General features: G+C 70.0%; 11 protein-coding genes and 1 tRNA gene. 8 read left to right on the forward strand and 4 right to left on the reverse strand.

The window, feature by feature from the left end; all coding sequences use genetic code 11:
- Window positions 1-138 precede the first annotated feature (138 nt).
- Genes ABZ848_RS01185 through ABZ848_RS01195 form a run of 3 tightly spaced genes read left to right on the forward strand, consistent with a single transcriptional unit; the run spans window position 139 to window position 4,591 of the window.
- Complete coding sequence (locus ABZ848_RS01185; protein WP_360823256.1) at window positions 139-1,305, forward strand: HpcH/HpaI aldolase/citrate lyase family protein; 1,167 nt, start codon at window positions 139-141, stop codon at window positions 1,303-1,305.
- Window positions 1,306-1,331: 26 nt separating this feature from the next.
- Complete coding sequence (locus ABZ848_RS01190) at window positions 1,332-3,788, forward strand: phosphoribosyltransferase (RefSeq protein ID WP_360824302.1); 2,457 nt, start codon at window positions 1,332-1,334, stop codon at window positions 3,786-3,788.
- Entirely contained in the window at window positions 3,788-4,591 is an 804-nt protein-coding gene (locus ABZ848_RS01195) for an HAD family hydrolase (protein ID WP_360823259.1), read from the forward strand. The genes ABZ848_RS01190 and ABZ848_RS01195 overlap by 1 nt, the downstream gene beginning before the upstream one ends.
- On the opposite strand, the gene ABZ848_RS01200 is transcribed toward ABZ848_RS01195, so the two are convergent.
- The gene (locus ABZ848_RS01200; RefSeq protein WP_360823262.1) at window positions 4,588-4,800 is read right to left on the reverse strand and encodes a zinc ribbon domain-containing protein; all 213 of its coding nucleotides are present in this window, start codon (window positions 4,798-4,800) and stop codon (window positions 4,588-4,590) included. The genes ABZ848_RS01195 and ABZ848_RS01200 overlap by 4 nt on opposite strands.
- A 140-nt stretch (window positions 4,801-4,940) precedes the next feature.
- On the opposite strand from ABZ848_RS01200, the gene ABZ848_RS01205 reads away from it, so the two are divergent.
- The 3 genes from ABZ848_RS01205 to ABZ848_RS01215 all read left to right on the forward strand — a co-directional run bounded on the left by ABZ848_RS01205 (window position 4,941) and on the right by ABZ848_RS01215 (window position 9,586).
- Window positions 4,941-6,983, forward strand: a complete 2,043-nt coding sequence (locus tag ABZ848_RS01205) for a transglycosylase domain-containing protein (protein ID WP_360823265.1) — start codon at window positions 4,941-4,943, stop codon at window positions 6,981-6,983.
- 123 nt (window positions 6,984-7,106) lie between these two features.
- Window positions 7,107-8,393 (forward strand): hypothetical protein, encoded by a 1,287-nt coding sequence (locus ABZ848_RS01210; RefSeq protein WP_360823268.1) that lies wholly within the window; start codon window positions 7,107-7,109, stop codon window positions 8,391-8,393.
- 83 nt (window positions 8,394-8,476) lie between these two features.
- Entirely contained in the window at window positions 8,477-9,586 is a 1,110-nt protein-coding gene (locus tag ABZ848_RS01215; RefSeq protein WP_360824305.1) for an amidase domain-containing protein, read from the forward strand.
- Here the strand turns inward: ABZ848_RS01215 and ABZ848_RS01220 are convergent.
- Window positions 9,583-11,034, reverse strand: coding sequence for a hypothetical protein (locus tag ABZ848_RS01220; protein WP_360823271.1), 1,452 nt, complete (start codon window positions 11,032-11,034; stop codon window positions 9,583-9,585). The genes ABZ848_RS01215 and ABZ848_RS01220 overlap by 4 nt on opposite strands.
- 80 nt (window positions 11,035-11,114) lie before the next feature.
- Window positions 11,115-11,897: a DUF4097 family beta strand repeat-containing protein gene (locus ABZ848_RS01225; RefSeq protein ID WP_360823273.1), complete on the reverse strand. Its 783-nt coding sequence runs from the start codon at window positions 11,895-11,897 to the stop codon at window positions 11,115-11,117.
- 276 nt (window positions 11,898-12,173) lie between these two features.
- Between ABZ848_RS01225 and ABZ848_RS01230 the strand changes: the two genes are divergently transcribed.
- Together ABZ848_RS01230 and ABZ848_RS01235 are read left to right on the forward strand one after the other, a co-directional pair.
- Window positions 12,174-13,754 carry an IS200/IS605 family accessory protein TnpB-related protein gene (locus tag ABZ848_RS01230; RefSeq protein WP_360824307.1) on the forward strand — a complete coding sequence of 527 codons (1,581 nt, stop codon included), beginning with the start codon at window positions 12,174-12,176 and terminating at the stop codon, window positions 13,752-13,754.
- An 80-nt stretch (window positions 13,755-13,834) separates the two neighbouring features.
- A tRNA-Val gene (locus ABZ848_RS01235) sits at window positions 13,835-13,906 on the forward strand.
- Window positions 13,907-14,030: 124 nt separating this feature from the next.
- Here ABZ848_RS01235 and ABZ848_RS01240 read toward each other — a convergent pair.
- Window positions 14,031-14,375 (reverse strand): hypothetical protein, encoded by a 345-nt coding sequence (locus tag ABZ848_RS01240; RefSeq protein ID WP_360823276.1) that lies wholly within the window; start codon window positions 14,373-14,375, stop codon window positions 14,031-14,033.
- Window positions 14,376-14,416 lie beyond the last annotated feature (41 nt).

The following is a 14,416-nucleotide window of genomic DNA, read 5'->3' on the forward strand; positions in this document are numbered from 1 at the left end:
GCAGCCGACATGGCTGTTCACGTCCTGCGTTACCTGAAGTTCATGCCCGGTGGGAACCCCTGACATGGGTTTGTACGTACTATTACCGGCCACCTGTTACCCAATCCACAGGCTTACCTTGCGTCACGGGGGAGTTCTATGCGTCATTTCGGGCACATCGCCCCGGAGGTGCGGCAGCGCCTCTTCCATCAGGAGCCGTGCGTGTTCGACGCGGACTCCCCGGCCCGGCTGCTCTCCGCGGCCCTGGGCGCCACGCTCTACAGCCCGGCCACCAGGCCGCGGCTCGCCGACGACATCGTCAAGCAGGCGGGACTCGGCGTGGTCTCGATGGTGCTGTGCCTGGAGGACTCGATCGACGACGCGGACGTGGTGGCGGGCGAGGAGAACCTCGTCCGCCAGTTCGCCGACCTCGCCGCGCGCGAGGGCGACTGCGTGCCGCTGCTGTTCATCCGGGTGCGCACACCCGAGCAGATCCCCGATCTCGTACGACGCCTGGGCGCATCCGTGCGGCTGCTGTCCGGGTTCGTGTTCCCGAAGTTCACCGAGGAGCGCGGCGTCCCCTTCCTGGAGGCCCTCGCGGGCGCCGAGGTGGCGAGCGGACGCCGGCTGTTCGGGATGCCGGTCCTGGAGACGCCCGAGCTGATGTACCGGGAGTCGCGCGTGGAGGCCCTGGAGGGCATCGCCCGCGCCGTCGAGAAGTACCGCACCCGCGTGCTCGCGCTGCGACTGGGCGTGACCGACTTCTGCTCCTCGTACGGCCTGCGCCGGGCCCCCGACATGACGGCGTACGACGTCCAGATCATCGCCTCCGTGATCGCCGACGTGGTGAACATGCTCGGCCGAGCCGACGGCTCCGGATTCACGGTGACCGGCCCGGTCTGGGAGTACTTCCGCGTCCCGGAGCGCATGTTCAAGCCGCTCCTTCGCACCAGCCCCTTCCTGGAGGGGCAGGCGGTCGAACTGCGAGAGAAACTGATCGAGCACGCAATGGACGGCCTGCTGCGGGAGATCTCCCTCGACCAGGCCAACGGTCTGCTGGGCAAGACCTGCATCCACCCCACCCACGTCCTGCCCGTGCACGCGCTGTCCGTCGTCAGTCACGAGGAGTTCAGCGACGCGGCGGACATCCTGCGGCCCGAGCGGGGCGGCGGGGGCGTGCTGAGGTCGGCGTACACGAACAAGATGAACGAGGTGAAGCCGCACCGCGCCTGGGCCGAGCGGACCATGCTGCGGGCCGAGGTGTTCGGCGTCGCCCGCGAGGACGTCAGCTTCGTGGACCTGCTCGCCGCGGGCATCCCCGGCTGAGCCGCACAATCTCTACTTTGGGGCACATCATCAACGCAGTGAACAAGGGGATCTGGTCCGGCAGTTGGGTCGCCGACCGGCTCGGTGTCGAGCTCGTCGGCGACCAGAAGCTGACCGACCTGCTGGGCCTGGCCCTGCGCCGCAACCCCAAGCGGGCCCACCTGCTCGTCTCCAACGTCCTGGGCAAGCACGTACCCCAGTCCCCGTCGGTGGTGTACGGCTACGGCTTCGCCCTGGGCCGCAGGGTCCGGGACCTCCTGGGCACCGGGGAGGCGGCCGGGTCGGTGGTCCTCGGCTACGCGGAGACGGCGACGGGCCTCGGCCACGCGGTCGCGGACGGCGTGGGCCTGGCCCCGTACCTGCACTCCACCCGCCGCCCGGTACCGGGCGTGGCGGCAGCGGGCGGCTTCGAGGAGTCCCACTCCCACGCCACGTCCCACCTCCTGCTCCCGGAGAACCCGGCCCTGCTGGCCGGCGACGGCCCCCTGGTCCTGGTCGACGACGAGTTCTCGACAGGCAACACGATCCTGAACACGATCAGAGACCTGCACGCCCGCTATCCCCGCAGCCGGTACGTGGTGGTCGCCCTGGTGGACATGCGCTCGGCGGCGGACGCGGGCCGCCTGGAGGAGTTCGCCCGCGAGATCAACGCGAGGGTGGACTTGGTGGCAGCGGCTTCGGGCACCGTAAGCCTGCCGGAGGGGGTCCTGGAGAAGGGGCAACAGTTGGTGGCGCGGTTCGAGGGCAGCGCCCCTTCAGGGGCGCGGGGAACTGCGCGACAAGCCCCCACACACCCGCACCCGGCAACGCACCGCCTAGACCTCCTGTGGCCCCGAAACCTCCCCGACGGAGGCCGCCACGGTTTCACCCCGGCCCACCGAATACGCCTGGACACCGCCCTCCCCGCCATGACGGCCCGCCTGGCAGAGGCACTCCCCCCACACGCCCACCGCGTACACATCCTCGGCTTCGAAGAGCTGATGTACGCCCCTCTCCGCCTGGCCCGCGAACTGGAGCAGATAACAGACGCCGAGGTCACCTACTCCACCACCACCCGCTCACCCGTCCTGGCCGTCGACGACCCCGGTTACGCGATACGCACCCGCATAACCTTCCCGGCCCACGACAACCCCGCCGACGGCCCCGGCCCCCGCTACGCGTACAACGTCGCCGGCGCCGACTTCGACGCGGTCGTAGCCGTCGTCGACTCGTCCGCGGACACCCCCGAACTGCACGCCCCGGACGGCCTGTTGGCCCAGCTGGCCGCCCACACCCCGCACGTCCTGCTGGCGGTCATACCGTCGTACGTCCCCGAAAGGCCCGCCATGCTGCCCGAGCCCCTCCGCGGCCCAGCCTTCTCCTCGTACGCCCCCGAAGAGGTCGGCTGGCTGCTCCAGGATCTCTCGGACGTGACCCTGGAGGCGCCGACCGAGGAGCGGGAGGAGGCCATCCAGAGCGGCGGCGCGCACTACGCGGAGTCGCTGCCGGTGGAGTACCAACCCAGCGAGCAGTACCAGGAGTTGTTCCACGCGGCGCTGGAGACGACGGCGACCCGCCTCGCGCAGGCGGTCGGCGCCGTCACGGAACTCGTGCTCGCGGAGAGATCCCCGCGCCCCGTCCTCGTCTCCCTCGCCCGCGCCGGCACCCCCGTCGGCGTCCTGATGCGCCGCTGGGCCCAGTTCCGGCACGGGCTCGACCTGCCGCACTACGCCGTCTCGATCGTCCGCGGCCGCGGTATCGACGCCAACGCGCTGCGCTGGCTGGCCGCCCACCACGACCCGCGGGACGTCGTGTTCGTGGACGGCTGGACCGGCAAGGGCGCGATCACCCGTGAACTCGCCGACGCCGTCAAGGAGTTCGAGGCCTCCGACGGAGTCACCGGCTTCGACCCGGAGATCGCGGTACTGGCCGACCCGGGCTCGTGCGTGCGGACGTACGGCACCCGCGAGGACTTCCTCATCCCCTCGGCCTGCCTCAACTCCACCGTGTCCGGCCTGATCTCACGCACCGTCCTGCGCTCCGACCTGGTCGGCCCGCACGACTTCCACGGCGCGAAGTTCTACCGCGAACTCGCCGGCGTCGACGTCTCCGTGGAGTTCCTGGACGCCGTCGCCGCCCGCTTCCCCGAGGTCGTCGAGGCGGTCGACGCGCAGGCCAAGGAGCTGCTGTCCGGCGACCGCGAGCCGACCTGGGAGGGCTGGGCGGCCGTCGAGCGGATCAGCGAGGAGTACGGCATCCACGACGTGAACCTCGTCAAGCCGGGCGTCGGTGAGACCACGCGGGTGCTGCTGCGCCGGGTGCCGTGGAAGATCCTGGCGCGGGCCGGGGCGGGCGCCGACCTGGACCATGTGAAGCTGCTGGCCGAACAGAGAGGCGTACCGGTGGAGGAAGTGGCCGAACTGCCGTACACCTGCGTGGGGTTGATCCACCCCCGCTTCACGCGCGGTGCGACGGGTGCCGACGGCAAGGCGGTGAACGTCTGATGCCGGTGCTGGTGGCGAGCGACCTCGACCGTACGCTGATCTACTCCGCGGCGGCCCTCGCGCTGACCATGCCGGACGCGCGGGCGCCGCGGCTGCTGTGCGTCGAGGTGCACGAGAGCAGGCCGCTGTCGTACATGACGGAGACGGCGGCGCAGCTGCTGACCGACCTCGGCGACGCGGCGGTCTTCGTGCCGACGACGACCCGGACCCGTAAGCAGTACCAGCGCATCAACCTGCCGGGCCCGGCCCCCAAGTACGCGATCTGCGCGAACGGCGGCCATCTGATGGTGGACGGCGTGTCCGACCTGGACTGGCACGCCCAGGTCACGACCCGTCTGGCCGAGCAGTGCGCCCCGCTGGACGAGATCCGCGAGCACCTGCTGGCCACGGCCGACCCGGAGTGGGTGCGCAAGCACCGGGTCGCCGAGGACCTCTTCGCCTACCTGGTCGTGGAGCGCGAGCTGCTGCCGGAGGAGTGGGTCAAGGAGCTGGCGGTCTGGGCGGAGAACCGCGGCTGGACGGTGTCCCTGCAGGGCCGCAAGATCTACGCGGTCCCGAAGCCGCTGACGAAGAGCGCGGCGATGCGGGAGGTGGCCCGCAGGACGGGAGCCGAACTCACGCTGGCCGCCGGCGACTCCCTGCTGGACGCCGACCTCCTCCTGGCGGCGGACCGGGGCTGGCGCCCCGGCCACGGCGAACTGGCGGACGCGGAGTGGACGGCCCCGGCGCTCACGGCACTGCCCGAGCGGGGAGTGCTGGCGGGGGAGCGGATCATCAGGGAGTTCCTGAAGGCGACGCGCTAGCCGCAGCACCCTCCACCACAGCACCCGCCGCCGGCCTTCGGTGCCGCGGCGGGTGCGTCGGCCGTGCCTCCCACCGCCACGGTGGACAGCAGCTTCACCGTGTCTCCATGCCCGGCAGGGCAGTTGGCGGGGTCGGAGGACTCGGCCATGGGGCGGCTCAGTTCGAACGTGTCGCCGCAGGTCCGGCAGCGGTATTCATAGCGAGGCATGCGACCAGGTTAGCGGCGCCCCACGGCCGCGAGTGTGATCCAAGTCTCAAGGCCGCCATGTTCCTTACTGATCGGTATGTGATCGTTCCTGTCGGATTTGGGTGTGGAGAACCTGCGAAGATCGTTGATATTTTTCGAGCGTGACCGGGACAGCACAGCCCAGTGGCCGGCCGGCTGACCACCGCCGCCCACGCCGCCGCAGGGCGGCACCCAAGCGGTCCCCCTGGAAGTCCTTACGGCAGCGTCTCGCCCCCGCGTTACGCCGCTTACGCCCCGCCTACCCCCGCCCGGACAGAACCGGCCCGCGCCGCTGGCTGCCCTCCCCGCGCCAGTGGCTCGGCGGCTTCCTGGGCGCCGTGGGCCTGCTGGCCCTCTTCCTCGTCGGCGCCTACGCCGCCACCGACATCCCGACGAACCTCAACAGCTACGCCACCCAGCAGGACAACGTCTACTTCTGGTCCGACGGCACCCCGATGGCCCGTACCGGCTGGGTGCAGCGGCAGGCGATGCCGCTGAAGGACATACCCGAGGACGTCCGCTGGGCCGTGCTCGCCGCCGAGAACGAGAGCTTCTACTCCGACCCCGGCATCTCGGTGAAGGGACTGACACGTGCACTCTGGCGCACGGTCGGCCAAGGGGACACCGAGGGCGGCTCGACCATCACCCAGCAGTACGTCAAGAACGTCTATCTGACGCAGAACCAGACGGTCAGCCGCAAGTTCACCGAGGCGATGATCGCCCTCAAGCTCGACAACCGCATGAGCAAGGACCAGATCCTCGAGGGCTACCTGAACACCAGCTGGTTCGGCAGGGGCACTTACGGCATCCAGCGCGCCGCCCAGGCCTACTACGGCAAGGACGTCACCCACCTGAACGCCAGTCAGGCCGCCTTCCTCGCCTCGCTGTTGAAGGGCGCCGGCCTGTACGACCCCACCCTCTCCAAGGCCAACCACAAGCGTGCCGTGGAGCGTTGGTCCTGGACGCTCGACCGGATGGTGAAAATAGGCAAGCTGTCGGCGGCCGAGCGGGCGACGTACAAGACGTTCCCCGAACCGCTCAAGTCGGCCCGCACCTACGACACCGGCAAGCAGAGCGACTACCTCGTCGAACTGGCCCAGCAGTACGCCAAGAAGGCCGCGCACATCTCCGACAAGCAGTTCGACCTCGGCGGCTACCAGATCTACACGACCTTCGACCGCAAGCGGGAGACCGCGCTGACGGACGCCGTCGCCAAGGCCCGCAAGCAGGCGAAGAAGGACGCCCCGAAGCTCGCCGAGACCGCCCACTACGGCGCCGCCTCCGTCGCCACCGACGGACGGATCCTCGCCGTCTACGGCGGCCCCGACCACCGTACGCAGGGCTACAACGAGTCCAACGCCAGTACCGTGCAAGCCGGTTCGGCCTTCCTGCCGTTCGTCTACGCCGCCGGACTCGAACACGGCGTCCGCAAGACACGCTCCGGACCCACCACCGAAGTCACCCCGCAGACCTTGTACGACGGCGACGACGGCGTGCCCGTGACCACGCCCGAGGGACCGTACTGGGACCGCAGCGGCAAGGTGGTCACCGCGCACAACGACGGCGAGAAGTCGTACGGGCAGATCGCCCTCGGCAAGGCGCTCGCCCAGTCGGTCAACACGCCGTTCATGCAACTCGGCATGGACACCGGCCTCGACAAGGTGAGCGCGACCGCCGAGGCGGCCGGGCTGCTCGAATCCAGCATCGGACCGCAGGTGCCCGCGCTCTCCCTCGGCAACTCCACACCCAGCGCCATCCGGATGGCCAGCGGTTACGCCACCTTCGCCGCCGAGGGCAGACACACCGAGCCGTACTCGGTGCGCCGTATCACCCGCAACGGCGCCACCGTCCGGCTCGCCACCCCCACCGCCCGGCGGGCCGTCACCGCCCGGGTCGCCGAGCAGGTCTCCGCGGCCCTGACCGACGCCCTCAACAGCGCCCACCCCACCGTCGCCACCCCGACCGCGGCCGGGAAGTCCGGCACCACCGCCGACGACACCGCCGCCTGGTACGCCGGCAGCGCCGACTCCGTGTCGACCGCGGTCGTCGTCTACCGCATGGACCTCGCCACCTCCCTGGAGCCGCTGCCGCTCAAGGGACTCGCAGGAACGTCCGACGACGGCGTCCCGTACGCCGTCTGGTCGGGCGCGATGGGCCTCGGCTGACCCCCGGGACCCGATGGGGCTCCGGCTGACCCCGGGACCCGATGGGCTCCGGCTGACCCCCGAGGCCCGCACCCCCCACCACCCCCCTCGCAGATTGAGCACCGCATGCCCCACGAACACCGCATGCCCGGACCTCGCCCCAAGCAGCCCACCGGCCGGCGCCGCAGAGCGCCGACCCGCCGCCCCGCCCGCCACGAGGTCCGCACCCTGACCGCCCTGCTCGTGGTCGCCTCGGTCGTCGCGGGCTTCCTCGTCCTGACCCGCCCGGACGACACGGCACCCGCCGCCGCCACCCGCGCCGGCGCCTCGCCGAAGCCCAAGGCCTCCGCCTCCTGGGACGGCAGGACGAAGATCCTCGGCGACGGCTCCACCTCCTACACCGGCCCCCAGCCCGGGCAGTTGAAGCCGGAGCCGCTCAAACGCGGTGAGAAGCCGCCCCAGTTCGTCGTCTTCTCCTGGGACGGCGCACTGGAGGGCAGCGACCATCTCTTCTCCCACTACCGGGAGTTGGCGAAGAAGTACGACGCCCACATGACCTTCTTCCTCACCGGCATCTACCTTCTGCCCAAGAGCAGGAAGACCCTCTACGACCCGCCGCAGCACAAGCCCGGCTCCGCCGCCATCGACTACCCCACCGACGAACACATCCGCACCACCCTGGAACAGCTCCGCCTGGCCTACGAGGACGGCAACGAGATCGGCACCCACTTCAACGGCCACTTCTGCGACACCAAGACCAGCGGCAAGTACTGGAGCGTCGACGACTGGAAGCAGGAACTCGACGAGTTCTACTCCCTCGTCGAGAACTGGAAGACCAACACCGGCTTCACCGACATCCCCGCGCTCCCCTTCGACTTCAAGAAGGAGGTCACCGGCGGCCGCGCGCCCTGCCTGGAGGGCCAGAAGAACCTCCTCAAGGCCATGAAGAGCTACGGCTACCGCTACGACGCCTCCTCCACCGGCGACTTCCAGATCTGGCCCGCCAAGAAGGACGGCGCCTGGAACTTCCCGCTGCAGCTGCTCCCCTATGAGGGCGGCAAGTACCAGGGCCTGTCGATGGACTTCAACTTCCTCTACAACCAGTCCGACGGCGAGACCGACGGCAACCCCGCCGACTACCCCCAGTGGGAACAGCAGACCGTCGCCTCCTACATGGCCGGCTTCAACCGCGTCTACTACGGCAGCCGGGCCCCGCTGTTCATCGGCAACCACTTCGAGGACTGGAACGGCGGCATCTACATGAAGGCCGTCGACCAGATCGTCAAGAACGTCTGCACGAAGAAGGGCGTCAAGTGCGTGTCCTTCAAGGAACTGGCCGACTGGCTGGACGTGCAGAAGCCGGAGACCCTCGCGCGACTGCGCAGTCTGGACCCCGCGCAGTCGCCCGACTGGTCGACGGTCGTGCAATGAACCACCCCCCACTCCAAGGAGAAAACCCCGTGAGATCCAGCAAGTTCCTTGCTGTCAGAGGCCGTTGCACGGCAATCGCCGCGATGTCCCTCTCCGCCGCGCTGCTTCCGCTGACCGCGGCCCACGCGGCGGCCCAGGCACCGGCGCCCGCCCTCACCGCGGCCACCACCGACGCCTTCGGCCGCATCGCCGACTCCGTGCTCAGCGACCGTACGGCCGCGTTGGTCGAGGGAGCCGCGCCGAGCCTGTCCGCCGCCTCCGCCGTGAAGGCGACGGGCGGTGTGCGGGTGGCCGCCGACCTGGCCAAGTCCGAGGCCAGCGCGGTGACTTCACTGCACGGAACCCGCTCGCGGCTCGCCGCGCTCGGTGAGGCCTACACCGACGGCGACACGAAGGTCACCGTCGACAGCACGCGCCTGCGGGGGCGTACGGCCACGGTCCTGGTCACCGAGGCGACGACACTGACGTACGCGAAGATACGCGGCGACGAACCCGCCACCACGGGGTTCACCGCGCACCACGAACTGGTCTTCACCGCGGCGGCGGACGGTACCTGGCAGCTGACGCGGGAGCGGATCACGGACCGTGGGCCGCGGCCGGTCAACGAGCCGGTCGCCGTGACCGCGGCGGCGCCGGTGCGGCCGAGCGCCGTCATCGACGCGCCGAAGTCCGCGATCACGTATCCCGCGCCGGCCAATCCGAAGAACCTCGGGTCGGGGACGACGTACAACTACGCGGCGATGGCGACGTACGCGGAGAAGTACTGGAAGAACTACAACACCGCGTACCGGCGTTACAACAACGCCGGGGGTGACTGCACGAACTACCTCAGCCAGTCGCTCTACGCGGGTGGGTGGAAGCAGGTCACCAACTCCCGTGAGGACTACGACACCTGGTACTCCGTCACGTCCGGTGAGTCCGACACCTGGATCGGGGTGAACGAGTGGTCGTGGTTCACGCAGACCGCCAAGAGGACGAGCGCGCTGGCGAACGCGTATCAGATGGACGTCGGTGATGTGTTGCAGGTGGACTTCGACAAGGACGGTGCGAAGGACCACTCGATGATGACGACGTACCGGAGTTCGAGTGGGGTGCCGTATCTGACGTACCACGACGCGGACACGTATCGGCGGTCGCTGTCGAGTCTGATCGCCTCGTATCCGAACTCGGCGTACTACGCCTACCGGAGCTAGGGCGTTGCCGATCCGCGTGACTCGCGGATCTGCGCGACCACCCCGGCCACCGTCTGCCGTACCGCTTCCGTCTCCGTGAGGAAGTGCCAGTAGTCGGGGTGGCGGCCCTCCAGGGACGCGATCGCTCGGTCGAGCCGTGCCACGGAGTCGTCCAAGGGGCGCGCGTGGCGCGGGTCGGGCGTCGAACGGCCCGTCATCGCAAGGCGTTGGGCGTCCCGGATCGCGAACCTCGTGCGGTCGATCTCCTGTTGGGGGTCCTTCTGGACGGCGTTCAGGCGCTGCAGGCGGTCGCGGGCCGCCGACACCGACTCGTCCGTCGTGTTGAGGAGGGCCCGCACCGTCGACAGCAGTGACGTCGCGTCCGGCCAGCGCTGGGCGTCCCGCGCCGACTGGGCCTCCTTCAGCTTGAGTTCGGCCTGGCGGACGTTCTCCGCGGCCTGGTCCGGGACATGCTGGAGGTCCTGCCAGCAGGCCGCGGAGAAACGACGGCGCAACTCGCTGAGGATCGGCTCGACCTGGCCGGCCCGCGTGGTGAGCGCCTGCGCGCGGGTGCGCAGCGACACCAGGCGGTGGTCGATCTCGGCGGCCCGCTCCGGCAGCCGCCCCGCCTCCACCCGGATCGCCTCGGCCTCCCGCGCCACCCGCTCGGCCCGCTCCAGCGTCTGCGGCACACCGTGCTTGCCCGCGCCCTGGTTGAGCTTGGTCAGCTCCGGCCCGAGGGCGGCGAGACGGGCGGCGAGGTCGTCCGCCCTGAGCTCCGTCTCCCGTACCGCGTCCAGCGCGTTCGACGCGGCGAGCAACCCCTGCCGCGCACGCTCCACCGCGGGGGCGAGCCGGGCCAGCTGGGTCTCCGCCTTGCCGAGCAGCGGGCCGAGGCTGTCGCCGAAACGGTCGAGCTCGCGCTTGACGTTCGTGAGCTCGTCCTTGGCCCGGGTCAGCTCCGTACGCGCGCGTGCCGCGACCGAGGCCTCCAGGTCGTCGCGGTCGAGGTCATGGGAGTCGACGGCCTCGATGTAGTGGCCGCTGGCCTCGTCGATACGGCGGCCGAGCGCCTCGAAGTCGGAGACGGCGCGGCGCGCGGCGGGCGAGTCGTCGACGGCCGTGATCGTCTCTATCGAGATCCGCAGATCGCGCTGGGCGGTGTCCAGCTCGTAGAACGCGGCCGCGGCGGCGTCCTTCGCGGCCTGCGCCTCGGCCCGCTGACTCTCGGCACGCCCGCCGAACCAGCGCCGGGTGCCACCACCGGCGAACGCGGCGGGCAGCGCGAGCGCGGCGACGAGGGGGAGGGCGGCGAAGAGGGTGACGGTGTCCTTGAGCGCCTGGCGGTGTGCGCGAGCCGGGCGGTGTCCGGAAGCCCGGCTGCCTGCGCGCGCCCGACGGCCTGCGCGCGCTGTGCGCTCCGCGCGCGGCACCAACGGCGAGTACGGCTGCGAAGGTGTCGCCGTCACATCCCTCTCCCGTGCTGTCATCCGTCCTGGCCGGTGGTTGTTTCATTCTCCCACCCGGAGAGGACGAACACACGGGCCGGTCAGTTCGCGGTGCCGACTGTGACTTTTCCGTCGCTCGTACGGGCCGTCACCACGTGTGAACTGGAGTCGGAACGGGGAACGGACACGTCCACCGACCCGTCGCCCGTCTCCGTGGTCACCCGGTACGTGGCCTTGGGCAGGGCGATGGTGACGGAACCGTCGTGACTGCGGGAGTCGACGAGGTCGGGTACGGCGCCGAGTTCGAGGTGCACGGACCCGTCGCCGGTCTCGGCGCGCACCTGCCGTGACTCGACGTCGGCGTGCACGGAGCCGTCGCCGGTGTGCAGCGTCAGCGGCCCGCTGGAGTCGGTGACATGCACGGACCCGTCGCCCGTACGAATACTCAGCGCGTCCTTGAACCCACGCGCGCGTACGCTCCCGTCCCCGTCCTCCACCTCGACCCTGACTCCCCGGGGCACCTCGATCCGGTGCTTGGCGGAGCAGTCGGCGACGACACCGGAGCACTTCATCCGCAGGGTGAGCCGGTCGTCCTTCATGGACCAGGTGACCTCGGGGTCCTTCCCGACGGCCACGGAGCCCTGGAACCACCGGGTGACCTCCACCTTGCCCGCCGGGTTCCCGTCCGCGGCGACGATCTCCAGCGCGGAGTCGTCGGAGTCGACGGTGAGCGTCCGCCCCTCAAGCGCGAAGCTCCGATGATCGGGATCCTTGTCGTCCCCCGCGGACGCGCCACACGCGCTGACACCCCCGACGAGCACGACGACCCCACCCACGGCGAGACCGACACGAGCGCCGACACTACGACTGAACACACGAGCCATGACGATCTCCCCCTGAGCCCTGAAACTGTTTGCGAAGCCTCTTAGACCGACCGTAGGGACCCGCCCCTCGCGGGGGGATCCGGGCCGCTCCCGGATCCGGGGTGGGGATAACCCCCGATACCGATGTCAGGGACATGAGTTCTTCGGTCGAATGAGTGACCTTTGGGGGCGGTCGTCGTTGGATGTGATGAAAGGATCTTCGGAGCCTGTGGGGAGGGAAGAGTGGGCGGGCTGCGGGAGTTGGCGCCGTCGTTCGTGGTGCCCGGACCGGCCGGCATGGCGATCCGGACCCGGTTGCGGGTGTCGGCGGCGGATGCGGCGGTGCTGACCGAGGTGGGTGTGTTCCTCGGCTCCCTGGCGTCGAGGGATCTCGCTGTGCGGTCCCGTCAGGGACTCGAACACGATGCCGCTTCATGGGCCGAGCGGAAGCGTGAGCTGTCCAAGGTCTCGTCGGCGCGGTGGGCGGGCAGCCTCACGAAGGCGACGCACGACCAGTGGGCTCTGGCGAGGCGTGGTCAGGGAGCCGAGGCTGCGTGGCTGCGGGGAGAAATCACCCGGATCGAGGCCAGGCTGGCGAGGCCGCTCGGAGCCAAGGTGGACGAGCGCGCCGGGCTGGTGCGCGGCTGTGCCACACGAGCGGAATGGCACGCCAAGTCCCGACGTCTGAGCGACCTGAGGCACAGGCTGAACGCGTTGGAGGCCGACCGGGCGGCTGGGCGGGCGCATGTGGTGCGCGGCGGCAAGAGGCTCGCGCGTCTGAGTCACCACGTGGACGAGGCCGGGCCGAGCAGGCAGGCGTGGCGAGACCGGTGGCGGGCCGCCCGTATGTTCCTGACAGCCGACGGCGAGTCCGGCAAGCGGTACGGGAACGAGACCATTCGCATCACGGACGCCGGACAGCTCTCGATCAGGCTCCCGGCCGCCCTGGCGCACCTCGCCAACGCCCCGCACGGACGGTACGTGCTGGATGCGACCGTGACCTTTCAGCACCGGGATTCGGAGTGGCGGGACCGGATCGCCGGGAATCGGGCGGTCGCGTACCGAATTCACCTCGACTGCCTGCGTGGCCGCTGGTACGTGACTGCTTCCTGGCAGCGCTCGCCCATCCCGCTGGTCCCGCTCGAAGCTGCCCTGTCCCGCGGTGTGGTCGCCGTGGACATGAACGACGACCATCTCGCGGCCTGGCACCTGGATGTGCACGGCAACCCGGTCGGCGAGCCCCGGCGCTTCTTCTACGACCTGTCGGGCGGCGCGTCCCATCGGGATGCCCAGATCCGTCACGCACTGACCCGGCTGCTGCACCACACCCGCCGCACGGGGGTCGCGGCGATCGCGCTCGAGAACCTCGACTTCACCGAAAGTACATCCAGGGAGCGGCACGGCCGCAACAAGCGGTTCCGCCGTCTCGTCTGCCGCTTTCCCACCGCGCGGCTCAAGGCCCGGCTCGTCTCGATGGCCGCGGAACAGAACGTGGCCGTCGTCGCGGTGGATCCGGCGTACACCTCTCGATGGGGCGCGCAGCACTGGCAGCAGCCCCTGAGCACCAAGACCCGTAGGACCACTCGCCACGACGCGGCAGCCGTGGCGATCGGACGGCGCGCCCTCGGGCATCCGATCCGGCGACGGACGACACCGCCCCGTATCCACCAGAGAGATGGATACGGGCATCGGACCGCCCAGGCCGGCCCGGAGTCCCGGAGGCGTGAGGGACCCTGCCCCCGTGTTCCCGGACCACGGACAGGATCCGTGCAGCCCGGGCATGGAGCGAAAGCAGGCGACCAGTGTGCCCAACACCACTCGGGGCACACGGCTGAGCGGCCGTCCTGGAAGCAGGACGCAGTCCCCCTCAGTCCCTAGGAACGGCTACACGTCCTGCCTGCCTGCGAAACGGGTTTGCAGGACAGTGCCCCGGGCCATGTAGTCTGTCGACCTGTCCCGGGTGCGTAGCTCAGTGGTAGAGCGCCTGCCTTACAAGCAGGATGTCGGCGGTTCGAAACCGTCCGCGCCCACCGTGTGAAGCAACGAGCGAGCGGCCCTCCGGAGGAATCCGGGGGCCGCTCTTGTGCATGGGGTCGTGCCGCCGCCCTTGGGGGGTGTGCCGCCGTTGTTCGCCTGGTCTGTGGGACGGAGCTGTCACTCAGAGCGACCGCTTCCGTCTCCGTGTGCATGCTTCAGGCTCATCCGGGCCTTCACCCGGTCTGCGGACGTGAACTCCGTCCAGAAGCGGTGGGTCGTGACGAAGACCGCGAGTTCGTGTTCGCGGCGGCGGAGTTTTTCGACCTCGGCCTGTTCGTCGGGGGTCCAGCCGGGGGACGCGGGGCGTTCCACCTTGCGCCAGCCGCCCGTGTCGCTGAAGCCGTCCAGGGGCTCGACCGACCAGGGCAGCCGCTTGAGCAGGGCCGACAGCTCGGCCCGGACCTGATGCAGCTCCTCCTGTCCGGCCAGGAGGTCGCTCGGGAAGTCGTAGGTCGTCGCCACGCCGCAATGGTACGCCTGTTCGAATTTGGGATGCGAGTTTC

Origin of the sequence: Streptomyces sp. NPDC047081 (assembly GCF_040643775.1) — a bacterium.
Lineage (GTDB): Bacteria > Actinomycetota > Actinomycetes > Streptomycetales > Streptomycetaceae > Streptomyces.